We start from the raw sequence: 25626 nt of genomic DNA, 5'->3' as shown, positions 1-25626 counted from the left end.
AAATGATTCTTAATTATTTCAAAATAGCGTTCAGAACTTTGTTCAAGAATAAAGTTTATTCATTTATCAACATGAGTGGGCTGGCTATGGGTACGGGCGTAGCTATGCTAATAGGTTTATGGATATATGATGAACTGAACTTTGATAAATATCATACAAACTATGAACAGATTGCACAGGTAGGTCAAAGAAATACGCTCAATAACGAAACACACGTATGGCCTTATTTGCCAATTCCGTTGGCCAATGAACTACGTAATAACTTTTCCAATGACCTTCGTCGTGTGGTGCTTTCTACTTTTACAGAAAACCATATTTTGGCGTTTGATACCCACAAATTCATGAAAAACGGAAACTATATGGAGCCTGATGCTCCTGAAATGTTTTCATTAAAAATGATTCAGGGGAGTGCCAAAGGCTTGCAAGAGCCTTACTCTATACTTTTGTCTGCCTCAGTAGCAAAAGCCTATTTCGGTAATGCTAGCCCGATAGGTAAAATCATGAAAGTTGATAACCAGCAGGCAGTAAAAGTAACAGGGGTTTATCAGGATTTACCCTATAATTCTTCACTCAACAAAGTGAGCTTTATTTTGCCATGGAGTTTATTGGAAGCCTCTGACGACTGGGTAAAAAAACAAAAAGATGATTGGCGCAGTGTGTCTTATCAGGTGTTTGTGCAGTTGGCTCCTAATACTGACTTTAAAGCCGTAGCTGATAAAATTAGGCCTACGCTACTGAATAAAATTGATAAAGAACAAGCAAAGACAAAACCAGCATTGGTATTACACCCAATGAGCCAATGGCATTTGCATCAGTTTTTTAAAAATGGCGTATTTGCCGGAGGAAGTATCGATAACGTATGGCTATTTGGCTTTATTGGGGTATTTGTGCTTTTACTGGCATGTATCAATTTTATGAATTTGAGTACTGCACGCTCAGAAAAACGAGCCAGAGAGGTAGGAGTCCGCAAGGCAATAGGCTCTTTCCGTAGCCAGTTAATTATTCAGTTTTTTAGCGAATCGCTACTCATGGTAGTTTTATCTTTCGTATTGGGGTTATTGTTGGTTCAGTCAATTCTACCATTTTTTAATCAACTTACTGGTAAAGAAATACATATTCTTTGGAGTAACCCAGCATTTTGGGCCGTGGGTGTTGGTTTTAGCCTGTTTGCCGCATTATTAGCGGGTAGTTATCCGGCTTTTTATCTGTCTTCATTTATGCCTGTTAAAGTTCTGAAAGGCACTTTCAAAACAGGTAAGAAGGCAGCCATTCCACGTCAGCTATTGGTTGTTTTTCAGTTTACGGTTTCAATTACCATGATTGTTGGTACGGTGGTGGTTTTCCGGCAAATTCAGTTTGCCAATAACCGTCCTATTGGTTACAGCCGCGAAGGACTAATAATGGTGAAACCTAATTCTAACGAAATTCATTCACATTTCGAGGCTGTCAAAAATGAATTATTGCAGTCTGGGGCTGTCATTGAAATGGCAGAATCGGTAATGCCTGCAACAAAGGTATTAGGCACTGCCGGAGACTTTGAGTGGAAAGGTAAAGACCCTACTATTTCTGAAAGATTTCCGATTCCGGGGGTTTCTTATAATTATGGCAAAACAGTAGGCTGGCAATTTAGAGAAGGACGCGATTTCTCGAAAGACTACGGTACTGACTCATCGGCATTGATTTTAAACGAATCGGCTATGAAGTTTATGAATCTAGGCCCCACAGCAATAGGCGAGGTAATCAGGTGGAGCGGTAAGCCATACCATGTTATTGGGGTTATTAAAGATATGATTATGGAGTCGCCTTATGCAAAGGCACGGCCCTCAGTGTTTTATTTAGATGCTAACTATGGGGGCATAGTTAACCTCAGAATAAACCCCACGCTTAATGCCAATGAAGCCGTAAGCAAAATAGAATCCGTATTCAGGAAATATAATCCGGCCGTACCATTTGAGTATCAGTTTGTAGCGGAAGAATACACCAAAAAATTTGCAGGCGAGTTACAGATAGGCCAGATAGCCGGCTTTTTTGCCATGCTTGCAATCATTATCAGTTGTCTGGGCTTATTCGGGTTAGCTTCTTTTATAGCCGAACAACGTACCAAAGAACTAGGTATCCGCAAAACGCTTGGCGCAACAGTTTATAATCTGTGGCAATTGTTATCAAAAGATTTTGTGTGGCTGGTTAGTATTGCAATGGTAATAGCAACACCTTTGGCTTATTACCTGATGCAAAGTTGGTTACAAAAATATGATTACCGCACTGGCATATCGTGGTGGGTGTTTGTAGCATCGGGTTTAAGTGTGTTAATAATAGCCCTGTTAACGGTAAGTTATCAGGCACTAAAAGCAGCCTTGATGAATCCGGTGAAAAGTCTGAAAAGTGAATAAGTATTCTTATCACCAAAGGGACCTGAGCGTATAAATAAAATTATTTTACATTGAAAACCACCCCTTAGCGATAGAGATATGCTAAAAAACTATTTCAAAATAGCCCTTCGTAATCTTTGGAAAAACAAGCTCTTTTCCTTTATTAATATTGTTGGTCTGGGTTTGGCTATGACCTTCGGGCTGATAGGGCTTATGCAGATTCAGAATGTTTTTGAGTTTGATAATTTTCATCCGCATCCTGAACAAACTTACCGTATCCTGACAGATTTCAAAGACGAAAAAGGGAAGGCCGCTTCTTATGCGTCGTCTCCGTTTTTATTGGCCGAAAAACTTAAAAACGATTATGGGTTTGTAGAGAAATCGGCAAGGGTGATTCGCTATTTTTCGGGCGAAATGAACAATCGTATCAAGTCTATACGTCTAAACGGCATTTATGTTGACCCTGCTTTTTTTGATATTTTCGGTTTTCCGCTAGAAAAAGGTTCGTATCCCGTAGCTCCTAATACGGTTGTATTAAACCACGAAACAGCCGTAAAGTTTTTTGGTACAACCAACCCTGTTGGTAAAACCATTACTCACCACGACTTCGGCGTGTTTACGGTTACAGGGGTGCTAAAGCCCTATAAATATAGAGGTACACATTTCAGGAGCGACCTGATGGTATCAATGGCTACTTTTACCTCATTTAATAAAGATAAACAGGACCTCAAAAACTGGACTAACTACGATACTTACACTTATGTATTGCTGAATAGAAATACGAAGCCTGCCAGTCTGGACAAAGCCCTCAATGCTATTGCCTTACAAAACAGAAAGGACACCGATTTCGGAAAAACCAGCCATCAATACCGCCGACAATTATTAAAGGATATTTCGCCTGACTTTGAAAGACTCGAAAGAAACGCTTATGTAGATGATGTATTTAGTTTGTCTGTCAATTTTTTAATGGCTTTGGTTATTATTATTCTGGCAGGATTCAATTATATCAACCTTACTCTGGCCCGTTCTTTAAGCAGGGCAAGAGAAGTAGGTGTCAGAAAAGTATCAGGGGCTGTGCGTAGCCAGTTGGTAGCACAATTTCTGATAGAAGCCATTGTGCTGGCATTTTTTGCGTTATTGATAGCCTACATGAGTTTCATGACTATTAAACAGTATATCCATTTGTCATGGATTGTATGGGAAGTCGATAATACACGCTTGATGTGGGGTGTTTTTGCAGGTTTTACACTACTGACAGGCATTATGGCAGGGGTGTTTCCTGCACGTATTCTGTCGGCCTTTCAACCAGCCAAAGTATTAAAAGGCGAGTTGGGGCCAAGTTCTTTTGGTAGGCTGAGCTTACGCAAAAGCCTGATAGTGATTCAGTTTGTGGTAACACTCATTTATATGGCATTAAATGTGACTATGTACAGCCAGTTTGAGTACATGGCTACTGAGAACGAAAACTTTAACCGTAAAAATATCCTGAATATTACGCTGGCAGGTAACGACTACAAGCTCCTGAAAAACGAGCTTTCTCAACTGTCGGGGGTCGAAAACATTGGTTTAACCTCCGATGCTTTCGGCGGTAGTGCAAGCCAGTATGCTATCAAAGCCAAACGAACCGATGAAAATACGGCTGCTTTTCATTTTTCGGTAGATAAACAATTTGTCGATAACATGAAACTTACGTTGGTAGCAGGCCATAATCTTCCTGATGCCGCAGCAGACTCGAGCGGGAACTTTGTGTTGCTCAACGAGAAAGCCGTTAAAATACTGCATTTGGGTACTCCACAAGAAGCTGTCGGAAAAATGGTTTTTCTGAACAATCAAACCGAAGTACTGGTGGCAGGGGTCATAAAAGATTTTTGTTTTTCAAGTTACGAGTTTGCCGTCAGTCCTGTGGTGTTTCAGTACAATCCGGCGCAGTTTCATATACTTTCTGTAAAAACAACCAGTACGGCAGAAGAAGCTACGTTGCTGGCTTCTGTCGAACAAATCTGGAAACGTTATCATCCTTATGATGCCATGGTGTATTCGTGGTATGAAAAAGAATTATATGACCGTTACTTTCCTGGCGAAGACATGAAGTTTTCGGGGCTTACCACACTGGTAGGGTTTGTAATTGCCATTATGGGCTTGCTAGGAATGGTTACTTATAGCACCCAGAAAAGAATCAAGGAAATAGGTATTCGTAAAGTATTAGGTGCCAGTGCCGCTGAGGTGGTTCGTTTGCTTTCATGGAGTTTTTTAAAACTCCTCCTTATTGCTGCGCTCATTGCGTTTCCGGTCAGTTATTTATGTAGTGTTATCGTGCTTAATATTTTTACGTTCAACCCCGGTGTAAATGCCGGCTTGTTGATTGGTAGTTTCGGAGTAATTTTTCTGATAGCTTTATTCACCATCGGTATAAAAACCTATCAGGCATCTATCAGCAACCCTGTTGATAGTTTAAAGGCAGAATAAGAGAATGTTAAAATAACTTAAATGAAATGAGAATGATTAACCGAGGGTGTAAATTCAGGTTTTAATCATTAAAATTTCAAAATTATGTTAAAAAACTATCTGAAAATTTCTTGGCGTAACCTCATGAAGCGTAAGTTTTACACGTTGGTTACTGTTTTCGGCTTATCGGTCGGAATCACCTTTGCTTTGTTGATTGGTAGCTATATATGGGGCGAAATGAATGTGAATAGTGAGTTACGGAATCTGGATAACCAATACATGATTAAAAGTAAATGGGATAAAGAAAACATGGGTGGCGAAATTACCTCTCTAGGGCCATTGGCAAAAGCCTTAAAAGAAAATTATCCGGCTTTAGTAGAAAATTATTATCGCTTCGATGGTGTAACAACAATTATTTCAAGAGGCGAAAAGGTTTTCAGAGAAGATGTGCAACTGGCCGACTCCACCATACTAACTATGTATGGCTTTCCGCTCATAGAGGGTAATCCGAAAACTGCTTTAAACCAGCCTAATACAATGGTTATTTCGTCAGACCAAGCCATCAAGTATTTTGGTAGAACCAATGTGGTAGGGCAAAGCCTCAGAATTGAGTCGTTTTCTGGAGAAAAAAGAGATTTTATGATAACAGGCGTGTTAGACAACGTTCCTTACAACTCTGTTACAAACCTTGTTACGCCCAACCATAAACTCCCGATTCTGATGTCTTTCATCAATGCTGGTTTTCTGGGGCGTAATGGGTACGATGTCTGGAATAACGCCTATATTGTTAATTATATTGAATTAAAAAAAGGTGTCAGAAAAGAAGACCTTGAGAAACCAATGGCGCAATTAATTGCAACCAATGCCTCGAAGGAAATCAGCGAAAATCTACATCCTTACCTCACACCTTTGAAAGAAGTATACCTCGGTACTAACAACGGGGTAGTAAAAAAGACCATACTTACACTTGGTATTGTGGCCTTTTTTATACTGTTGATGGCAGTCGTAAATTTTGTTAATATCTCTATTGGCAACTCGTCTTCGCGCTTAAAAGAAATAGGTGTAAGAAAAGTATTAGGTAGCATGAAAGGGCAGGTATTGGGCCAGTTCTTAACCGAATCAGTTATTATCAGTTTGTTTAGTTTACTGGTTTCTTTGGTATTATATCAGCTTTTCAGACCCTATTTTTCACAGATACTACAAAAAGATATTATTTCATTGCTAAATGCGCCAGTTTATTTTTATCTGGCAGCTATTGCTTTAAGCCTGTTTATTGGTGTCCTGAGTGGGCTTTACCCTTCGTTGGTATTGGCAAATTTACCGTCTGTCGATTCTATGAAAGGTAAGTTAAAAACAGTCAAAGAAAATATCTTTTTCAGACGCGTACTGTTAGCTTCTCAGTTTACAGTAGCCCTGTTTGTTTTCGGAGGAGCAACAGTTATTTCGCAGCAGGTAGGTTATTTCTTTAATAAAGACTTGGGCTATAACAAAGAGTCGGTCTTTTCAGTAAAAGTTCCGCGTGACTGGTCGCTAAAAGGGGTCGAGAAAATGGAAACTATACGAAAAGAGATGTTGCAATTGAAAGAAATAAAAGAAGCAAGCCTCTCATGGGAAATGCCCGACGGTGCAACGGGTTTTAGTAGTGCCATTTACAGGGCAGGGCAAGACTCAACCAGAGCATTTTATGCCCCAACCTTAATGACTGATGAAAAATACGCGCAGACCTACGAAATTCCTATGGCGGCAGGGCAGTATTTTCATGCCACTCAGGGAAGCTATCAGGCTGACAGAATGGTACTTAACGAAGCTGCTGTTAAGGCTTTAGGCTTTAAAAATGTGCAAGATGCCATAGGCCAACAAGTAAGGCTACATTATTTTCCGAGACCTTTTACCATTGTTGGTGCAACTAAAGATTTCCATTTTGAATCTATGCATAAAGCTATTGGCCCTATTGCTTTTATGCAGGTTAGAGACAACCCTTTTTATCGTTACTTATCATTCAGGCTGAACCCGTCGAATCTGGGCGAAGCCATGAAAAATATTGAAAAAAAATGGAGGTCTCTCTTACCAGATGCCCCCTTTGAATACACTTTCATGAACGATTCGTTACAGAAACTTTATCAGTCAGAAGTGCAATTGCAAAAAGCCGCTGAAGTAGCCACCACACTAGCCATTATTATTGTGTTGCTGGGTATTCTGGGTATGGTCTCATTAAATATTGTCAGACGAACCAAAGAAGTAGGCATTCGTAAAGTATTGGGGGCTTCGGGTATCAGTATTGTTTTTTTATTTCTGAAAGAATTTCTCATAGTGGTTGGGTTGGCAATACTTATTGCTTTTCCGCTAGCAATTATGAGTATGAATAACTGGTTGCAAAACTATGCTTACCGTATACAATTAAGCTGGTTAACTTTTGCCTGTGTTGGGCTGGTTTTTCTGGCAATGGTTGCCTTGCTGGTAGGCTTTCAGACCTTGAAAGCCGCAAGGCTGAATCCGGTAAAGAGTTTAAAAATAGAATAACCGGAGAAGAAAATTATGTTTAAAGGAGAAAAGCTGGCTTTTCTCCTGACACGTTCTTTCTCCTTTAAACATACCTCAATTATGATACGCAATTACTTAAAAATCGCTTTTAGAAATCTTACCAAACAAAAGGGCTTTACCTTTATTAACATTGCTGGCCTAGCAATTGGCATTACCTGTTTTTTGTTAATAGGTTTATATGTGAAAGATGAATTGAGTTACGACCGATTCAATAAAAATGCCGACCGTATTTATCGGGTTACACGTATTTTCAAATCGAACGATGGCACTGTGAGCCTGCACTTAGGCCACGTAGCACCTGCCTTTATGCAGTACTTTCAGAGCGATTTCTCAGAAGCCGAACAAATTACACAATTGTTTGGCGCAGATGCAGTACTGAACCGACCAGAAAATCCAGAAAAAAAATATCATGAGCAAAGTATGTATTTTGCTAGCGAAAACCTTTTTAAGGTTTTTTCAATAAACCTGCTTTCAGGCAATGCAGAAAAAGTGTTGGCGAGTCCGTTTACGATTGCAATTTCCAAGCCAATGGCCGAAAAATACTTTGACAAAGAAGACCCCATCGGTAAGCTGATTAAGATAGATAATAAATACGAAATGACGGTGTCTGGTGTATTCGAGCCATTGCCAACGCAATCGCATTTTCATGCCGATTTCCTGATGTCGATGAGTACCCTTAACGATGACCGGATTTACGGAAAAGAAAGCCTGAAAAATGATTGGGGCGGCAATAACTTTGCCACTTATTTTCTGATGCCTAAGGGCTACGATATTTCAAGAATCGAAAGCCGAATAAAGCCCTTTCTTGACCAGCATTTGCCTGTGTATGAAGGTAGAAAGGGGGCTCAATACTCAGACCTTACCTTTCAGAAGTTAACCGACATCCACCTGTATTCACACCTTGACTCGGAGCATGAAGCCAACGGAAATATTAAATATATTTATACTTTCTCGGCCATAGCCTTTTTTATTCTACTAATTGCGTGTATCAACTACATGAATTTAGCTACGGCCCGTTCGGCAGGCCGAGCCAAAGAAGTAGGGCTTCGGAAAGTAGTGGGAGCTATACGTTCACAGTTGATAGGCCAGTTCCTGAGCGAGTCATTATTGCTTACGATTTTTGCTTTAATTATTGCACTTATAGCTACTGTTTTATTGATTCCGGCCTTGAACGATTTTACAGATAAGACATTGACTTTTAGTAACTTATTCGATTATAAGTTTATTTTGTTAATTCTGGGAGTAATTTTCTTTACCGGTGTTCTGGCCGGAAGCTATCCTGCTTTTTTCCTGACTGCCTTCCAGCCGGTAGAAGTTTTAAAAGGCAAAATAAAAAATGCCATGAAAAACGGCCGCTTACGGCAGGTATTAGTAGTAATGCAGTTTTCAATTGCTTGTGTTCTGATTATCAGTACGGCTGTTATTTACAAGCAATTGAGTTTTATGTTGAATCAGGATGCAGGTTTCAAAAAAGACCAAGTGGTTGTGATGAGGGTAGGAAATGATAGTGCTGTTGATTTTGAAAGTTTCAAGCAAGAACTGAAACGTCAGGCAGGCGTTAAAAATGTAACGCATTCTTCCAGAACACCAACGGGGCGTTTGCTCGACTCGCAAGGAGCAAAAGTAGCGAAGGGGGATTCCTTAGCACCTACAAGTACCGAAATAAAAGCCTTATCGGTCGACCATGATTTTCTGCCTACCTATGAAATTCCTCTGGTAGCTGGTAGAAACTTTTCAAGACATTTTAAATCTGATGATTCTGCAGCTTATATTCTGAACGAAGCCGCTGTAAAATCGATTGGTTGGAAAAACAACGCTGATGCCATTAATGAATTGTTTGAGTATGGTGGTAGAAAAGGCAAAGTAATTGGTGTAGTAAAAGATTTTCATTTTGAGTCGTTGCACCAGAAAATAGTTCCTATGGTGATGCTCATTAATAAATACTGGCGTAGCTGGCTTTCGATTAACATTGCTGCCGGAGATTTCCAGAAAACCATTGCCAGTATTGAAAAAACATCGAAAACCTATATGCCTACTACGCCATTCAGCTATCAGTTTCTGGATGAACGTTTCAATAAACAGTATCAGGCCGAACAGAAACAAAGAACATTGTTCATGATTTTTGCCGGTATTTCGATATTTATTTCATGTTTGGGCTTGTTTGCACTGGCAGCATTTATGGCCGAGCAACGCCGCAAGGAAATAGGTGTACGCAAAGTACTGGGTGCATCGGTAGGTAGTATTACTACACTACTTTCAAAAGATTTTATCAAACTGGTGGTAATTTCAATTCTGATTGCATCGCCTATTGCATGGTATGCCATGAGTAGCTGGCTCACAGATTTTGCATACCGGATTGACATCGAATGGTGGATTTTCCCTTTGTCGGGTTTATTAGCCATCCTCATTGCCGTAGCTACGGTAAGCTATCAGGCTATTTCGGCCGCTTTGGTAAATCCGGTTAAAAGTTTAAAATCAGAATAAATCAACAAATAAAACAAGGAAAACGACTAGGCTCTTTTCCTTGTTCCATTTACTTGTAACATATAAATTTATGATAAAGAATTATTTAAAAATCGCTTGGAGAAGTTTACTTAAAAGCAAACTTTTTACTGCTCTTAATCTGTTAGGGTTGGCTTTGGGTCTTACGGTATCTCTCTTACTAATGCTTTATGTAAAAGATGAAGTATCTTTTGATAAATACCATTCAAAAGCAAAAGATATTTATCGGGTTGGAGTAACGGCTACTTTTGGCGGTAAAAGCCAGAAATGGGCCAATGCACCGAACGTAGTTGGTCCAGCCATGAAAAACGAGGTGTCAGAAGTTGTTCAGCAAACTCGGTTACTGTTGAATGATTACGGTCAGACAGCCTTTGTAAACGCAGGTGAAAAAAAATTTGCAGAGAAAAAACTGTATTGGGTGGATGGGACTATTTTTGAAATTTTTGATATAAAACTTGTTCAGGGAAACCCTAAAGTAGCCCTACAAGACCCTAATAAGGTGGTGCTGAGCCAGACAACCGCCCGCAAGTATTTCGGAACCGAAAACCCCATAGGAAAAGTACTGAAAGTAGGAAGCAAGTATTCGTTAGAAGTAACAGGTGTGTATGAAGACCTGCCACATAATTTTACGCTTGATGCCGATTTAATGGGTTCTTTCAATAGTGTAGACTGGGCCTCTAAAAATCTGGTCTGGAGTAATTCAAGTTTTGAAACCTATTTGTTATTAACACCAAACGCCAATCAGCAAAAGGTAGAAAAGCAAATGGCGGGTATTCTTGAAAAAAATGTGCCTAATAAAGAAGACCGCTGGTTTTCGTTGTGGCTTCAGCCATTGGCAGATGTACATTTGAATTCAGGCGACATCTCAAATGCAAATACAACGCGTGTAGGCGATGCCAAGCAGGTAAAAATATTATTAATTCTTGCCCTTGTTGTGTTAGTCATAGCCTGTATCAACTACATGAATCTGGCAACGGCGCGGTCGCAGAAACGTTTCAAGGAGGTAGGTATCAATAAAACAATCGGAGCTACAAACCGCCAGCTTATTGGGCGTTTTTATACCGAAACAACACTTACGGTTTTTCTGGCTTTATTGTTAGGCTTGAGTTTTCTGATACTGGCTTTGCCTGTGTTTAACCAACTGGCCGACAAAAACTTGTCTGTTACTGATATTTTTACCCCAGAAGTAGGGCTAAGCCTATTGGCAGTTTTTGCTTTTGTTACTTTTGTTTCGGGGTCATATCCGGCATTTTACCTGTCTTCTTTTGCGCCTAAAAACCTTTTACTGACTTCAATCAACAAAAAAACAGGCGCAGGGTTTTTCAGGCAATCGCTGGTAGTTGTCCAGTTTTCGGCGTCTATCATTCTAATTATTTGTACTTTAATCTTTTTTCAGCAACTTAAATTTATTCAGAACAAAAAACTAGGCTATAACCCTGAACAGGTGCTGGCTGTGATGACCTCCGGTGCCGAAAATAAAGAACAAATTGATGCCCTGATTAACAATTACAAGAGCCTAAGCAATGTGATAGAAACCAGCCGTGTACAGGCGTATCTGGGTTCAGGCGGGAGCGGTCGTTCAATGAGTAAGGCCGACAACCCCAAGGAGTCTTTCTTCGTAAAAACAAATCGTGTTACAGGTGATTTCGCCAAAGTATTAGACCTTAAATTCTTAGCCGGAAAAACCCTGCCCCTTATAAAAGCCGAAAAAGATACCACCGTGCAAATGGTAGTAAATGAAACTACCGTAAAACTACTAGGCTATAAAACACCACAGGAGGCTATCGGTAAGGTTTCAAATGATTTGTTCTGGAATCGTAAGGCCGAGATAGTAGGCGTAGTAAAAGACTTTCATTATGAATCGTTTCATCAGCCTATTGCATCGTACGTATTTCATAATAATGATACCGAATCAAGGCCATATCTGCTCGTAAAAATAAATACCAGTAATCTGGAGCAAACCATGAAGCAACTGGAAGCCACTTTCAAGAAAAGCGTTCCATCGTCGGCTTTTGAATACGTTTTTCTCGACCAGTTTCTGGCTACACTTTACCGTGCTGAAACCCAAACGGCTAATGTTGTAATGTTATTTTCGGTGCTGGCTATCCTGATTGCCTGTTTAGGTTTACTGGGCTTAGCTGCTTACACAGCCGAGCAACGTACCAAAGAAATTGGTATACGTAAAGTATTAGGGGCATCGGTGGCAGGTATTACGGCCTTAATCACTAAAGACTTTTTAAAACTAATTCTTATCGCAATAGTTGTTGCCAGTCCCATAGCCTACTATTTTATGGAACAATGGTTAAAAGATTTTGCTTATCAGGTTCCAATTCAATGGTGGGTATTTGTTATAACAGGCTTTGTTGCTGTGTTTATTGCCTTGCTGACAGTAAGCTCGCAGGCTATTAAAGCCGCATTGACGAATCCGGTAAAATCTTTAAAAACCGACTAATACACACGTAGCTAAGGGCATAAAACTTATGTTATGTCCTTAGCCTTTGGCCTTAAAAAAATGAAACTGAAATTTACATTAAGAATTTTAAGCAGAAATAAACTCTTTACTTTTCTGAATATTGCCGGGCTTGCGCTAGGCATGGCAGGTGGTATATTGGTTTTTCAGATAGTAAAGCATCACCTGAGTGTGGATGCTTATCATACAAATGCCGACAGAATATATCGGGCAGTTGTTGATTTACATCTGGAAGACGGTACCATAGAACGGGAAAAAGGAAGTTCTTATCTTTCGCACAGTACCTTCAAAAAAGAATTTTCGGCCGTTGAATTCAGTACATATCTGGCACATAAGCCTTTAACGCTTGCCATAACCGAAAAGAATGTTGTTCATAAATATCTGGAGAAAGAATCGGCTGCTTTTACTAATTCCGACTTTTTCAGGATTTTTGACTATGAGTGGAAAGCCGGAACGCCAGCCTTATTAGATGAACCGAACAAAGCCGTACTAACCGAACGCTATGCGCAGAAACTTTTCGGAACACAGAACCCCATTGGCAAAAGTATAAAATTAGAAAACCAGCAAGAAGTAATAGTGGCGGGTATCTTGAAAGATTATCCTGCAAATACTGATTTTAAAACAGATATATTTGTTTCATTGCCCACACTTAAAACGCTAATGCCAGCTTATGGCTACGACGATTGGGGATGGATTGATAGTAGTAGAGAAACGTTTGTGATGTTGCGTTCAGCAGATTTAAAGGAGAGTTTTGAAAAACAGATGCCTGCTTTCTCGAAAAAATATTATGGTGCAGATAGCGAAATATTCAAATATCATTTGCAGGCATTGCCAGATATTCATTTTAATATTGATTATGGTGGAAAAATCAAGAAATCAACCATCAATCTGTTATTAGTGGTAGGTATGTTAATGGTGCTTATTGCTTGTATCAATTTCATAAACCTATCAACGGCATTGTCATTTAAGCGTTATAAAGAAGTAGGGGTCAGAAAAACCCTGGGAAGCACACAAGGGCAGATTTTCTGGCAGTTTATCAGCGAAACGGCTGTTGTAGCTACTTTGTCGGCAGGGATGGCTGTCTTTACGGCCCATTTAACTGCGCCTTTGTTGAGTAACTGGTTAAAAACACCCATAGATATCAGTCTTTTCTCCGATTTTAAGCTGGCAGGCTTTATTATGCTTTTACTGGTTCTGATTGTTTTCATTGCAGGATTCTATCCGGCAATGGTTATTGCTAATTTTAACCCGTTAAAAGCCCTGAAAAACATTACAGAATTACCTAAAAAATTTACTTTGCGTAAGGGGCTGGTGGTCACACAATTCAGTATTGCCTGTATGCTTATAGCGGTTTCAATACTAGTAGTGATGCAGTTAAATTACCTTCAGAATAAAGATTTAGGTTTAAGAAAAGACCTTATTCTACACGTAAACATACCAAACCCTGAAGGTTCAAAACTAGCTGCCTTTAAAAACCAGTTACGGCAGTTAGCCAATATCGAAAACGTCACTTTTTTTCGTACGCCTCCTACTTCACAACTGGGTAGTGCAGGAAGCATTAAATATGAAAACAGAGACTGGGAAAAATTTGTGGGAAGGTCTAAAATGGCCGACGAAGCCTATATCGATACCTACGGCATTAAGCTCGTAGCTGGCCGTAAACCTGTTGCATCTGATACCCTGCGAGAGCTACTGGTAAACGAAAAAATGGTAAAAGACTTAGGCGTAAAATCACCCGACGAAGTGCTTAATAAAAAATTATTGGTCGGAGATTTAGATAAAACAGGTGTTATTGTAGGCGTTGTGGCTGACTTCAACAATACCGACCTCTACACGGGCATTGAGCCAACAGTTATCATGTCGTCACGGGTGCATTACCGAAATGCAGGTATACAGCTTAAAGCCTATAATACCAATACAATTCAGGACATTGCTAAAATATGGGAGCGGCTATACCCCGACAATGTTTTTGAGTACTCGTTTTTTAAAGAGGATATTGCCCATTTTTACGAACGAGAAGAACTCATCAGTAATCTTACTAAAACCTTTGCGGCTTTAGCTGTTTTTATTTCGTGTTTAGGTTTGTTTGGTCTGGCTACTTTTTCTATTAAACAACGCACCAAAGAAATAGGTATTCGTAAAGTATTGGGGGCTTCAGTAGTGAGCATTACAACGTTATTATCGCTTGATTTCCTGAAACTTGTTTTACTAGCAATTGTTGTGGCTGTTCCGGTGGCTTATTATTTCATGGCAGCATGGCTTAAAGACTTTGCCTATCGGGTGGCTATTGAGTGGTGGATATTTGCCGCCACAGGTGTAGTGGCTGTTGTTATTGCTTTATTAACCATCAGTTATCAGGCTATTAAAGCGGCTTTGGCCAATCCGGTAAAATCATTGAAAACCGAATAATGGCGTTCAGGTACCCGTTTTAAATAGCAGAAGTAATAAAGTATTTATCTGTTAAACAACTAAAAAGTTAAAGTTATGATAAAGAATTACTTGAAAATTGCACTACGAAACCTTTTCAGAAATAAGGTTTATAGTTCTATTAATATTGCTGGCCTGAGTATAGGGCTGGCGGCGGCTATGCTTATTATGCTTTATACCAAAGATGAAGTAAGTTACGACCGCTTTCATGCCAATAACCCGAATATCTATCGGATTACTACCGAGTGGCTTAATCCTGATGGCAGCGTAAAGCAGGCCGACGGAACCACAGGGTATTTTCAAGGACCAAAATTTAAAGAAGGAGTACCAGAAATTAAATCTTTCGTACGCCTCAGAAGCGATTTCAGGAATATTCGTCAGGGTATAGAAATTAAAGGTTATGAAGTGCTTGAAACAGACCCGAATTTCTTTTCGGTCTTTACGTTCCCATTAGCGAGTGGTAATCCTGCTACGGCACTCGACAAACCAAAGTCAATCGTTATCTCAGACGAAATGGCCGAAAAACTTTTCAAAAATACCAACGTATTAGGTAAAACAATTGATTTTGTTGAAGAAGATAAACTAGTGCCTTACCTGATTACGGGTGTTGCTAAAAAAGCACCTCAGAACTCTTCTGTGAAATTCGATTTTCTGTTGCCAATAGTGGTCAATAATGAAGAGTACCAGAACAATGAAAACTGGTTCAGTTTCTTTCTGAATACCTTTGTGGTGTTGCAGCCTAATGCGAATACAACTGCTGCTGAAGCCAAAATGAAAAGAATATATGAGGCCGATGCAAAGGAAACCATCCAGAAGATGAAAAAAGATTATGACATAAAAGAAAATGCCCGCTATGCCTTACAACCATTAACAGACCTGCACCTGAGTACAACTTTTGCTGCGCAAAATGGGTTGTCAGATGCCAGTAATCCGACTTTTTCTTATATCCTGACAGGTATTGCCCTCTTTATTCTGCTAATTGCCTGTATCAACTTTATTAATCTTACTGTGGCGCGTTCGTTGAAACGGGCAAAAGAAATAGGTGTAAGGAAAGTAGTAGGTGGAGACAGAAAGCAATTAATTATGCAGTTTCTGGGCGAATCTTTCGTGTTGTGTTTAATAGCTTTTGTGTTGGCGGTGTTAATTGTACAGGCAGTTTTGCCTACGTTTAATCAACTGGCTAACAAAGCACTGGCTTTTTCTTATTTGTTCGATTTCAAACTGGTAGGTGGCTACGTAGGTCTTTTCTTTATTACTAGTTTGTTGGCTGGTTTTTACCCTGCTTTGGTGTTGTCAGGCTATGACCCCGTAAAAACTTTATATAGCCGCTTTAACCTTACAGGTAAAAATTACCTGCAAAAAAGCCTCGTAGTTGTTCAGTTTGGGCTGGCTTCTTTTCTGATTATTGCTACACTTACTATTTACTCCCAATTTAATTACCTGACAACCAAAGAATTAGGTTATGATGATAAAAACCTGATTATAGTTGATAAGTGGAATATGACACACAGTCAGGCGCATTTATTTGTTGATGAATTAAAGAAAGAACCAAGTATTATTGAAGTAGCTCCTAAAAATGGGGGTTCGTGGGGGACCATAGCTAAAGTAAATGGCGAAACACAAATTGATTTCGCCTACGAAACAGTTAATCCGGTGTTTTTACCACTTTTAAAAATTCCGGTATTACAGGGGCGTAATTTTTCGCCTGATTTTCCGTCAGACTCAACACAGTCAGTCATAGTAAACGAGGCTTTTGTGAAAAAAGCAGGCTGGAAAAACCCAATTGGACAGGAAGTGACTTTCTATAATAACACCAAATATAAAGTAATAGGAGTAGTCAGAAACCACCATTTCAATGCCTTAAATCAGGAAATTGGCGCACAGTTGTTTACAATGAAACCAAGCAATACTTATGGCAGGGTATACATTAAAATAAAGCCAAATTCAGAAACAGCAAGTTTAAAACATATTGAAAAAACTTTCAAAAAACTCTTCCCAATCAATTCGTATGATTATAAGTTTATGGAAGCCATAAACCTGAAAAAATATGAATCAGAAGCTAAGTGGAAGCAAATCATGATGTTTGGAGCAGTATTAACTATTTTCATTTCCTGTATTGGCTTGTTTGGTCTGGCTACTTTATCAGCCGAAAAACGTACCAAAGAAATAGGTATACGCAAGGTGCTGGGGGCATCGGTGGGTAGTATTATTCAGCTACTTTCTACCGACTTTCTGAAACTGGTAGGGCTGTCGTTTGTTTTTGCATTTCCGCTGGCATTCTATGCTGCGCAGGAGTGGCTCAAAAATTACCCTTACCACATATCAGTTGGCGCATCTATTTTTATTATTACTGCTGTTGTAACTATTGTTATTGCCCTGCTAACGGTAGGGGGGCAGGCCATAAGAGCCGCCCTGATGAATCCGGTTAAATCATTAAAAACAGAATAATAGGTAGGTTAGGACAATCAAAAATGGCAGAAGAAAAAAACTTTTGCCATTTTTTATTACTCAGTTTTAAACCTCATCTTTTCTTGAAAATCATTACTTCTTTTGCCGGATTTTCCACCAGAAGTTTTACCTGATTGGCTTCAAAAACCACTTTTGATGCCTTTGCCAGATTATTGTATAATTCATCTTCAGCTTTCATGGCTTCAGTAGGGCCAGCCATTTCGGTAGTAATTAATTCCTTAACTTTAATAGCACCGTCGGCTTTGTTGTAGGTATAAGTAGCACCAAACATATTTACATAGCTGTTACCGCTTATACTAAGGTAGGTAGTATTGTCAGGGGCTTGGGTTATATTTATGCCTAATTTTTCTGACCCCTTTGTTTGGCTAACCTCATACCCTGCAAAATAATATTCAGTGGGTTTTGAGGGTGCGTTAGGGTCTTTACTTGAGATAGGTGCATTGGGGTTATCGCCAGCTTTTGTGTTTGCATTGGCGGGCAGGTCATCTGCTTTGGCTGACATATCTTCTGCCGCATTTTCGCATGACATTAGCACTGCCATAAAGCTCAATAATAGCATTAATTTTTTCATAAAAACAGAATTAAAGTAATGCTAATAAGATACTATTCTAGTAAAAAAGGTTGGAAAACTACTAGAAATTTTAATTCAGATATGAAATAACTTTATAAAATTATCAACGTATTTTCGGCCTGTTTCAATTTTTGACCTTTTGGTATCTTTCAGAAAAATCACATAATTACCCGTAAAAAAACGTTGAGCTTCCAGAATATGTTTGGAATTAATAATTGTAGAACGGCTAATCCTGATAAACTCTTTAGGTAGTATTTCTTCTAGATTATGTATGGTATAGTTAGTAATATATTTTTTACCATCTAATGTGTTCAGAAAAACATAACGCTCTTCGGCAATAAAATAAGCAATTTCAGAGATAGAAATAAACAAAAATTTATCTGCTGATTTTACTGTGAGTGAATGAATACCCTGCTTTGCGCTTAATGTATGAAATAATGCAGAAAATTGCTGGATATCAAACTCGGCAGACTTCTCTGTATTTCTTTGTTTTAAACGTTCTACGGTTAGGTCAAATCGTTGTTTCTCAATAGGTTTTAGTAGATAATCGACCGAGTTTTCTTCAAAGGCTTTTACTGCAAAGGCATCGTAAGCAGTTGTGAAAATAATCAGAGGCATATTTTTTAGTTTTTTCAGTACCTCAAAACCGTTAAAAACAGGCATTTCTATATCCAGAAAAATCACGTCGGGTTTGTGATACTCTACTATTTCTACGGCTTCTTGACCGTTACGTGCAATAGCCATTACTTCAAAAAAATGATTATAGTCATTAAGCAGTTTGAGTAATCCCTTAATGGCTAATTCTTCATCTTCAATAATAACTGTTTTCATAACTTAATTTTTTGAGGCAGGCGAATCAGAATATACTTGCCAGAGGGGGTATGATAATTTTCAGAACTCACCATTGGCTCATTAAATAACTCAAAAGAGGCATTTTTGCCTCCTAAAAGTTTTATTTTTTCATTGACACTCCTTAAACCATATCCTTGCTGAAAACCCGCGCTGAAAGGCACACCATTATCATAGATTTTTAATTCTATAAAACCACCGTCAAACTTAATCTGTATATCTATAATGCCTTTGCCAGCTATTTTTGAAATGCTATGCTTAATGGCATTTTCGGCTAGTGGCTGAATTAAAAACCGAGGGATAAGACAACTCATCAGACTGGTATCGGCTTCTGGAATATAAAAGTCTAGTTTGTCGCCAAATCTTATTTTTTCAATAGATAAATAGGTTTTTACCAAGTCAAGCTCTTCGTGTAATGTCCAGTAGTATTGGCTTTGAGCATTGGTACTAAACCTGAAAAACCTGCTTAATAATAAAGTCATCTGTTTAGCTTTCTGAGGTTCGTCGTCAATGGCATTAGCAATCGAATTTAAAGAGTTATACAAGAAATGAGGGTTGATTTTTGCTTGTAGGGCTTCAAGGTCAGCTTTGGTTTTTAATTCTTTAACCTGAGCCAGTTCAAGCTCTTTCAATAAAAAACGTTGTTCTTTAGTTTGCTCGTTTTCGACCCAGTAGTAAGCAAATAAACCTGCCCAAATCAGATTCAGTCTGAAAATGATAGCTCCGTTAAATCTAAAAAATAAGTCATTTAGTGAATAATTAAAAGGCACATTATTAATGCTTAGCAATACTAATAAACCTTTGCCTAAGTACAAACATATAGCCAGTACTACATAATTATAAAATGTATACTGTTTGTTGATGAAAGTAAATTTACGATACAAATAAATAATAACAACTGCCAGAAATGACTCTAGCAGGTTGTCATAAAAAATAAAATTATTGGTAGCTCCTAGCGGAGACTCGGCAGGAGGCATGTAACCTACCAAAGTTGCTACCAGAAACAAGCCTCCTCCTAAACCAAAATTGGCGAGCGTAATGATAATAAATTGAAAAAAGAAATTACTGAAAAAGTTGTTTGTTCTCATTGTTCAGTATCGTTCCAGAATTGATAAGCAATAATACATAAAGGTATGAACATAATGATGTCATTCAAATGTGCCAGCCATTCGTTACGTAAAATGCGGCTTATAGGAAAAGTAACACCTCCTACTGATAGTAACGCACCTACCCACCATTTTACAACCTTGGCGCGTATATATCCGATGCCCAGAAATAAAAACGTAAGCGGAAACGCAGGACCACTCCAATAGAGAACGAGGTTCATTTGTGTAGGGAAAAGTTGATAAGCCTCTATACCGATTTTTTGTGAAACACTAAAAACATTCGAATATAACCCTTCGTAGGCAAAACCCACACCTCCAAAAATGCCATACATGGCATAAAAAAAGCCTAATCTTGAATAAACAGGCATAATAGCCTTGAGCTTATCAAACAGCCCTACCATACCAACAGCCAGAAAGAGCATTGAGAAAAATACCATAACAGAACCATTAATTGTATGGCGGCCGTTGTTATTCCAGAAAAAAGAACTAATGATGACAATACTTTGCCCTGTAATGAGACAGATAGCCCAGAATTTTTTGTCGAAAACCGATAATTTTGATTGCATGTTTCTAATTAAGTTTTAGCTATTAAATAATCAGCTACAAACCAATAAGTAAAAAATATTACTATGAACCTATTTCGGTTATAGTGCTGAATTCCGTGAATAGATAACCTGAATTGATGTATAGAAATTCAGGAAGATGAATAGGGGAGAGCTGAAAAAATACTTGTCCGTCAACGTACGAAAGTCGTCCGAAATCGGACAGTTTTTTTTCTTGCTATATATCTTAAAGTGTTTATTATAAGTGCTTTGTGTTTTTGGCATGGCTTTGGCGTATTGTAATATTATATATGAAATTATGAAAAAGCTATGCTGAAGAATTATTTGAAAATAGCAATAAGGAATCTGCAACGAAACAAGGTTTATGCCCTGATTAATATAATGGGCCTTGCTTTGAGCATGAGTTGCGGAATCCTTATTTTCGCTTTGGTAAAATACCACTTGAGTTTTGATAACTTCCACCAGAATGCTGACCGTATCTACCGAATCGTTACAGAACAACACCGCGACAACATCAATTATACTTACAGCGTGCCTAATCCTTTAGGAAAGGCATTCAGAAACGATTATACTTTCGGCGAAAAAGTTGCCAGAATCTGTACTTTTGATGACCAGCTTATTTCGGTGAAACAAGGTGCCGAAGTAAAGAAATTTAAAGAAGAAGAAGGAATTGCTTTTACAGAAACCGAGTTTTTCGATATATTTAATTATCCGCTTCTAACAGGTGATAAAAAAACTGCGCTGACAGAACCCAACACTGCTATTTTGACTGAACATGCAGCAAAAAAACTTTTTGGTGACACAAACCCTGTTAATCAAACCTTTAAACTTGATAACCGGATTGAGCTAAAAGTAACGGGTGTTCTGAAAGACCTGCCTGCTAATACCGACCGAAAAACCGAAATTTATGTGTCGTATCCTACTTTAAAGGCTTACAACGAATGGTTTGCCAGCGATGACTCTTGGGGTGGGATTTCCAGTTCAATGCAATGTTTTACTTTGCTACGACCAGAAATTACCGTAGCACAGGTAGAGAAAGTAATGCCAGACTACGTAAAAAAATATCGTCCTAATGCTAAAAATGTGCATCATTACAAATTACAGCCACTGGCCGAAATGCACTTCGATGCCCGTTTTGATGGCCCGATGGACAAAAAAAATCTCTGGATATTATCGTTTATAGGTTTCTTCCTGATTATTACTGCTTGTGTTAATTTCATTAATCTGGCTACTGCACAGGCTTTGAAACGCTCTAAAGAAGTAGGTATCAGAAAAGTATTAGGTAGTGTAAGATTACAGCTTTTCTGGCAGTTTCTGGCCGAAACAGGCTTAATTACAGTACTTGGTGCATTAATAGCCCTTGTATTGGCATTCATAGCTTTGCCGTACCTTAATACATGGTTCAACACACAAGTAACTATTAATCTATTACAAGACTGGCAGCTATCGGCTTTTCTGGCGGTGTTGGTCAGTATTGTTACTTTTTTCTCTGGTTCTTATCCGGGTTTAATTCTGGCCGGATTCCAGCCTGTTCTCGCTCTTAAAGGTAAACTATCTCAACAAAATATAGGTGGTTTCAACACACGACGTACACTTATCATTACACAATTTGCTATTTCACAGGTGCTGATTATCGGCATGGTAGTTATTGCTAATCAGATAAAATATGCACAGCACTCAGACTTGGGTTTTCAGAAAGATGCCATTTTATTAATTCCGATGGCCTCTGACACCGACTTAAGTACACAGAAAACCCTCAAAAATCAGTTTGCAGCCATTAGCGGTGTAGAGAAAGTCTCAACTTTTTTTACCGCTCCGGCTTCGGGTTCTAGCTGGAACACCTCTATCAAATTTGATAACCGTTCAGAAGAAGAGCTTTTCAGAGTAAGCATAAAAGCCGGCGACGACCAGTATTTGTCTACATTTGGTTTGGAACTGGTAGCGGGGCGTAATTTTTTTCCTGCCGACAGCATGCGCGAATGTTTGGTAAACGAGGCATTTGTTCGTAAACTTAACTTTAAATCGCCACAGGATGTGATAGGCAAAAAACTGGCTCTGGATGGCGGGCGGCAAAGTGGCCCCATTGTAGGTGTTGTAAAAGATTTCCATGACCAGTCGTTCCATCAGGATATTAACCCTATTTGTATTACAACCATAAGCGGAAACTATGATACTTATGGTGTTAAAATCAACATGAATAATGCAAAGAGTATAATGGCGACTTTAGAAAAAAACTGGACACAACAGCACCCCGACCAGATTTATGAATACAAGTTTCTGGATGCAAGCATAGCCGAGTTTTATGAAACTGAAGATATTATGCTTAAACTGATTCAGACTTTTTCGGGTATAGCTATTTTTATCGGATGCCTTGGGTTATACGGACTGGTTTCGTTTATGGTAAGCCAGAAAACCAAAGAAATAGGTATCAGAAAAGTACTTGGTGGAAGCATGGGGCATATATTATGGATTTTCGGAAAAGAATTTTCGCGTCTGATTCTGATAGCTTTTGCGTTAGCTGCTCCACTTGCATGGTGGCTGATGCATAACTGGCTGCAACAATTTAAGTACCATATAAATATCGGGCTGGAGGTTTTCATGCTGGCTGTTGCTTCTACTTTTATTGTAGCTTTACTAACAGTAGGGTACCAGTCTATAAAAGCCGCCCTGATGAATCCGGTTAAGTCTTTAAAGTCAGAGTAAATATTAAGTGTAGTTATTTTATCGAGGTGTTTGGTTTGAGAGAAAAAGTGTAATAGTTAAATTCATTACTAAAATCCTCCATGAAGGAGGCGACCCGACGTTTCGGTAAAACCATGCTCAGTAACTATCTAAAAATCGCTTTTCGGAATCTTATCAGAAATAAGATATACAGCTTCATCAACATTGTTGGTCTGGCTATGGGAATAACCGCCTTTTTATTCATTCTGGAGTATATCAGTCTGGAAAAAAGCGTAAATAATTTTCATGTTAATTTAAAAGATACTTACAGACTTCTAAACGAAGATATTCATGGAGCAACATGGGCCGAAATAGAGCCTGGCTGGGCTTTGAAAGCAAAAGAGATTTTTCCTGAAATTAAAGATTTCTGCCGCTTAGAACAAGGCGTTACAAAAGGTGTTGTGAAACGTGCAAAAGCAGGTAGCGAACCTTTCCGCGAAACAGGTATAGGCTTTGCAGAGGCTAATTTCTTCGAGTTCTTTACGTTTCCTCTGGTATCGGGCAATGCCAAAGCCTTGTATAAACCCAATACTGTTTTTATTTCGGAAACAACGGCTAAAAAATACTTTGGTAGTGAAAATCCGGTTGGGCAACTTCTGACACTCGACAACCAGTTTGGCACTACAACTCATACCATTGAGGGAGTATTTGCCGACATGAAAGATAATTCGGATATCAGATACGATATGGTTTTCTCGCTAGAAACCATGAAGAATCCGGCTAATCTGAAAGGAAACAGCTGGGCTATTCTGACAAATCTTGATTCGCAGTACATTAATACGTTCTTTTTACTCAATAAAGGCGTTGACCCAAAAGCATTTGAGAAAAAGCTGACGGATATGCGTAACAAACTAGGTAAAGAAAATGACGGTGTGCATTTTCGTTTGCAGCCTTTTGCAAACGTTCATCTGGCTGCCTCATTGAACGATACCTACCAGACAACCGGAAATCTCAAATATATTTATATGCTTGGAGGTATTGCTTTTCTGATACTGCTTATAGCATGGTTTAATTACATCAATCTTTCAACAGCCAATTCGCTGAAACGCGCCAACGAAGTAGGCGTCAGAAAAGTAATTGGAGCTACCCAAACAAATCTTATTTTACAGTTTCTGGGCGAGTCGGTATTGGTAAATGTGCTTGCGCTGGGCTTATCGTTGTTCCTTGTATATTCTTTTCAAGGTGTTTTCAACAATTTAATCGGCAAAGAACTGTCAGTCAGTACCATTAATTTTTCGGCGGTTTCATTGATTGGCTTAGGCTTACTATTGGCCGGTTCTATCTTTTCGGGTGGGTTAACGGCTTACATATTGTCAAACTTTAGCCCTATTCAGACCCTGAAAGGTAAAATCAGCAAGCAGTCGAAAGGTATATTCTTACGGAAAGCCCTGGTGGTTTCTCAGTTTAGTATTTCTATCATACTTATTTTAGGAACTGTACTGATTTACAACCAACTGCATTTTATGCAAAACAAAGACATGGGGCTTAATACGCACCAGTTATTAGTAATGAGAGGCCCCGAAGTGGGGAAAGACAGCACCATAAAAGCCCGTAAAACAGCTTTTGTTAACGAATTGGCGCAACAAAGTTTTGTTAAAGATTACTGCGCTTCGGGTACTATACCAAGCGGTTGGTATAACTTCATGACCTCAGGTTTTACACAGGCAAAATCGAAACCCGGCGATGAACTCAAAACATATTCGTTTGCTATTATAGGCGAACGCTTCCTGAAAACTTATGAAATTGGCTTAAAAGCTGGTAGAAACTTTACTGCGGCTGAATGTAATGTTGACTGGGACGAAAACAGCAAAGTTTTATTGAACGAAAAAGCAGTTGAAGCCCTAGGTTTTACTTCTGCCGAAGAGGCTGTACATAGCCGTATGCAGTGGGATGAAAGGTCGTTGGAAATCATAGGAGTAGTGAAGAATTATCATCATACAGGTGTACAGCGTGACATCGACCCGATAATATTTTATCCTCAAAACTCCTCGGCATATTATACAGTAAGGCTTACGCCCGATAAAATGAAAGAAAAAGTAGCAAGCCTCGAAAAACTCTATAAATCTAGTTTTCCGGGTAACCCTTACGAGTATTTTTTCATTGATGATAATTTCAATAAGCAATATTTTAATGAGCAGCAATACAGTAAAATATTCACAACGGCATCTGTATGGGCTATTTTTATTGCTTGTCTGGGTTTATTTGGCTTAGCCACTTTTACGACCGAAAGCCGCACAAAAGAAGTTGGTATCAGAAAAGTTCTTGGAGCCGGTGTAGTAGGTATTACAACATTATTGAGCAAAGATTTTATTAAACTAGTAATTATTTCGATTCTGATTGCCAGCCCGATAGCCTATTATCTGATGAATAAATGGCTCGAAAACTTTGCTTACAAAGTAGAAATAAGCTGGTGGATTTTTGTAGCCTCAGGTGCTGGAGCTATACTGGTTGCCTTATTAACAGTTGGCTATCAGGCTGTAAGAGCCGCTCTGGTGAATCCGGTTAAATCGCTAAAAACAGACTAACAACTGTTTGTCAAGCATAGATTACCTTTGTAACAATATTTATCTATTATGAAAAACAAACACCTCTG

13 protein-coding genes are annotated in these 25626 nt (G+C 38.9%); 9 read left to right on the top strand and 4 right to left on the bottom strand.

Features of this window, described 5'->3' with window-relative positions; genetic code table 11:
* The first annotated feature begins 2 nt into the window (after nucleotides 1-2).
* The 7 genes from WAA15_RS20420 (at nucleotide 3) to WAA15_RS20390 (ending at nucleotide 17202) form a co-directional block, all read left to right on the top strand.
* Nucleotides 3-2390, top strand: a complete 2388-nt coding sequence (locus WAA15_RS20420) for an ABC transporter permease (protein WP_337044692.1) — start codon at nucleotides 3-5, stop codon at nucleotides 2388-2390.
* A 78-nt stretch (nucleotides 2391-2468) separates the two neighbouring features.
* On the top strand, nucleotides 2469-4835 hold the full coding sequence (locus WAA15_RS20415; protein ID WP_337044691.1) for an ABC transporter permease: 2367 nt from the start codon (nucleotides 2469-2471) through the stop codon (nucleotides 4833-4835).
* Nucleotides 4836-4919: 84 nt separating this feature from the next.
* Complete coding sequence (locus WAA15_RS20410; protein ID WP_337044690.1) at nucleotides 4920-7334, top strand: ABC transporter permease; 2415 nt, start codon at nucleotides 4920-4922, stop codon at nucleotides 7332-7334.
* Nucleotides 7335-7415: 81 nt separating this feature from the next.
* Complete coding sequence (locus WAA15_RS20405; protein ID WP_337044689.1) at nucleotides 7416-9839, top strand: ABC transporter permease; 2424 nt, start codon at nucleotides 7416-7418, stop codon at nucleotides 9837-9839.
* Nucleotides 9840-9909: 70 nt separating this feature from the next.
* Nucleotides 9910-12309 (top strand): ABC transporter permease, encoded by a 2400-nt coding sequence (locus WAA15_RS20400; RefSeq protein ID WP_337044688.1) that lies wholly within the window; start codon nucleotides 9910-9912, stop codon nucleotides 12307-12309.
* Nucleotides 12310-12369: 60 nt separating this feature from the next.
* Entirely contained in the window at nucleotides 12370-14736 is a 2367-nt protein-coding gene (locus tag WAA15_RS20395) for an FtsX-like permease family protein (protein ID WP_337044686.1), read from the top strand.
* 75 nt (nucleotides 14737-14811) lie between these two features.
* A complete protein-coding gene (locus tag WAA15_RS20390) occupies nucleotides 14812-17202 on the top strand; it encodes an ABC transporter permease (RefSeq protein WP_337044685.1) in 2391 nt (796 codons plus the stop codon).
* A 73-nt stretch (nucleotides 17203-17275) separates the two neighbouring features.
* Here the strand turns inward: WAA15_RS20390 and WAA15_RS20385 are convergent, their stop codons facing one another.
* The 4 genes from WAA15_RS20385 to WAA15_RS20370 form a co-directional block, all read right to left on the bottom strand.
* Nucleotides 17276-17794 carry an META domain-containing protein gene (locus WAA15_RS20385; protein WP_337044684.1) on the bottom strand — a complete coding sequence of 173 codons (519 nt, stop codon included), beginning with the start codon at nucleotides 17792-17794 and terminating at the stop codon, nucleotides 17276-17278.
* A gap of 75 nt (nucleotides 17795-17869) precedes the next feature.
* Nucleotides 17870-18625, bottom strand: a complete 756-nt coding sequence (locus tag WAA15_RS20380; protein ID WP_337044683.1) for a LytR/AlgR family response regulator transcription factor — start codon at nucleotides 18623-18625, stop codon at nucleotides 17870-17872.
* Nucleotides 18622-19731 (bottom strand): sensor histidine kinase, encoded by a 1110-nt coding sequence (locus tag WAA15_RS20375; protein ID WP_337044682.1) that lies wholly within the window; start codon nucleotides 19729-19731, stop codon nucleotides 18622-18624. Before WAA15_RS20375 ends, WAA15_RS20380 begins: the two co-directional genes overlap by 4 nt.
* Entirely contained in the window at nucleotides 19728-20315 is a 588-nt protein-coding gene (locus WAA15_RS20370; RefSeq protein WP_337044681.1) for a hypothetical protein, read from the bottom strand. The genes WAA15_RS20375 and WAA15_RS20370 overlap by 4 nt, the downstream gene beginning before the upstream one ends.
* A gap of 306 nt (nucleotides 20316-20621) precedes the next feature.
* Here WAA15_RS20370 and WAA15_RS20365 point away from each other — a divergent pair, with 306 nt between their 5' ends.
* Nucleotides 20622-23015, top strand: a complete 2394-nt coding sequence (locus tag WAA15_RS20365; protein ID WP_337044680.1) for an ABC transporter permease — start codon at nucleotides 20622-20624, stop codon at nucleotides 23013-23015.
* An 80-nt stretch (nucleotides 23016-23095) separates the two neighbouring features.
* Nucleotides 23096-25558 carry an ABC transporter permease gene (locus WAA15_RS20360; protein ID WP_337044679.1) on the top strand — a complete coding sequence of 821 codons (2463 nt, stop codon included), beginning with the start codon at nucleotides 23096-23098 and terminating at the stop codon, nucleotides 25556-25558.
* Nucleotides 25559-25626: the final 68 nt, after the last annotated feature.

The sequence above is a fragment of the Emticicia sp. 17c genome, assembly GCF_037153985.1.
Lineage (GTDB): Bacteria > Bacteroidota > Bacteroidia > Cytophagales > Spirosomataceae > Emticicia.
This window is presented reverse-complemented; position numbering and strand designations above follow the sequence as displayed.

What these genes read in the sequence shown, in the direction of transcription:
- WAA15_RS20420 (WP_337044692.1), top strand. Translation starts at nt 3, where the DNA reads ATGATTCTTAATTATTTCAAAATAGCGTTCAGAACTTTGTTCAAGAAT.
- WAA15_RS20415 (WP_337044691.1), top strand. Translation starts at nt 2,469, where the DNA reads ATGCTAAAAAACTATTTCAAAATAGCCCTTCGTAATCTTTGGAAAAAC.
- WAA15_RS20410 (WP_337044690.1), top strand. Translation starts at nt 4,920, where the DNA reads ATGTTAAAAAACTATCTGAAAATTTCTTGGCGTAACCTCATGAAGCGT.
- WAA15_RS20405 (WP_337044689.1), top strand. Translation starts at nt 7,416, where the DNA reads ATGATACGCAATTACTTAAAAATCGCTTTTAGAAATCTTACCAAACAA.
- WAA15_RS20400 (WP_337044688.1), top strand. Translation starts at nt 9,910, where the DNA reads ATGATAAAGAATTATTTAAAAATCGCTTGGAGAAGTTTACTTAAAAGC.
- WAA15_RS20395 (WP_337044686.1), top strand. Translation starts at nt 12,370, where the DNA reads ATGAAACTGAAATTTACATTAAGAATTTTAAGCAGAAATAAACTCTTT.
- WAA15_RS20390 (WP_337044685.1), top strand. Translation starts at nt 14,812, where the DNA reads ATGATAAAGAATTACTTGAAAATTGCACTACGAAACCTTTTCAGAAAT.
- WAA15_RS20385 (WP_337044684.1), bottom strand. Translation starts at nt 17,794, where the DNA reads ATGAAAAAATTAATGCTATTATTGAGCTTTATGGCAGTGCTAATGTCA.
- WAA15_RS20380 (WP_337044683.1), bottom strand. Translation starts at nt 18,625, where the DNA reads ATGAAAACAGTTATTATTGAAGATGAAGAATTAGCCATTAAGGGATTA.
- WAA15_RS20375 (WP_337044682.1), bottom strand. Translation starts at nt 19,731, where the DNA reads ATGAGAACAAACAACTTTTTCAGTAATTTCTTTTTTCAATTTATTATC.
- WAA15_RS20370 (WP_337044681.1), bottom strand. Translation starts at nt 20,315, where the DNA reads ATGCAATCAAAATTATCGGTTTTCGACAAAAAATTCTGGGCTATCTGT.
- WAA15_RS20365 (WP_337044680.1), top strand. Translation starts at nt 20,622, where the DNA reads ATGCTGAAGAATTATTTGAAAATAGCAATAAGGAATCTGCAACGAAAC.
- WAA15_RS20360 (WP_337044679.1), top strand. Translation starts at nt 23,096, where the DNA reads ATGAAGGAGGCGACCCGACGTTTCGGTAAAACCATGCTCAGTAACTAT.